Genomic DNA, 1,183 nt, shown 5'->3' with positions numbered 1-1,183 from the left:
AGGTCTTCACAGGCGACTCGTCGTTGCGCCTTTTCATACGCCTTTTCATACTCGATTGGACTGGCGTATCCTAGCGTTGAGTGTATACGTTTTCTGTTATAAAAGTTGATATAAAAATCTATAGCTGCGATCGCTTCTGCTTTGGTCTTGAATACAAGTTTATAAATATATTCTTTTTTCAGTGAGGCAAAAAATGACTCTACACAAGCATTGTCATACGGAGTTCCTTTTCGGCTCATACTGATTGTAGCTTTGGTCTCTACGAGTTCTTCAATATACCTGACTGAACAATACTGGGAACCACGGTCAGAATGGTGGATCCAACCCTCTGATGGGTTCCGTTCAGCTATTGCCCTTCTTAAGGCACGAAGTGGCAAGGATTGATCCATACAGTCATCAATCGCATAGCTAATAACCCTTCGTGAAAACAGGTCGATGACAGGGTTGAGGTAAAGGAACCCCTCTCCTGTATGGATATAAGTAATGTCCGTAGCCCACGCCTTGTTTGGCGCTTCCGGCCTAAATTTCCGATCCAACTCGTTCCGATAGACTTTCTTGTCGTGATGGGAATCTGTGGTATGAATATATTTTTTCGGAGGCATGGCAAATAAACCTAGCTCTCTCATACGATTGGCTACTTTCTTTTCAGATACCTTTAAGTCCTCCCTTATAAGCATTTGATGAATTCTTGGACTGCCGTAAGTACCAAGGTTGTCATGGAAATGGAATAAGATCCTATCGTCAAGAAGTTGATTAAACCTATCCCTTTCAGTTTTATCGTCTTCCTGGCGCTTTCGCCACCTATAATAGCCAGCCGTTGAGACATCGAGTACCTTGCACATCTTCACGATTGAGTGCTCCTCTTTGTGAGCATATATAAATTCAAACCTTAGTTCTTTCCTTGCGTGAAGATGTGCATGGCCTTTTTTAGAATAGCCACCTCCTCCTCGAGCTCAAGTTTCTTACGACGCTCTGTTTCATACAGCTCTTTGTATTCCGAAGCGGTCATGAGCTGGCTCTGCCTTAAGTGCTCGTCTTCCTGTTGTTTCTTGCGGTAACTGGCCACCCACTTTTGTAGGGTATCGTAGGGGATATTGAGCTCTTGGCAAATATCAACTATCTTTCGGCCATCCAGAACTACTAGCTTGGTAACATATTCTTTAAATTCTTTTGGATAAGTGGT

At 43.0% G+C, this 1,183-nt stretch carries 2 protein-coding genes; both read right to left on the bottom strand.

Annotation, left to right across the window (positions count from 1 at the left end):
- Positions 1-878 (bottom strand): IS3 family transposase (locus ACFVSW_RS27960; protein WP_387319890.1); only part of this gene is annotated, 878 nt, incomplete at its 3' end.
- 11 nt (positions 879-889) lie between these two features.
- A partial coding sequence (locus ACFVSW_RS27955) for a transposase (protein WP_387319889.1) occupies positions 890-1,183 on the bottom strand: 294 nt, incomplete at its 5' end.

It is taken from the genome of Neobacillus sp. NPDC058068 (assembly GCF_042885335.1).
Taxonomy (GTDB): Bacteria; Bacillota; Bacilli; order Bacillales; family Cytobacillaceae; genus Neobacillus.
The sequence above is the reverse complement of the archived record's forward strand: the minus strand, read 5'-3'. Positions and strand labels throughout refer to the sequence as shown.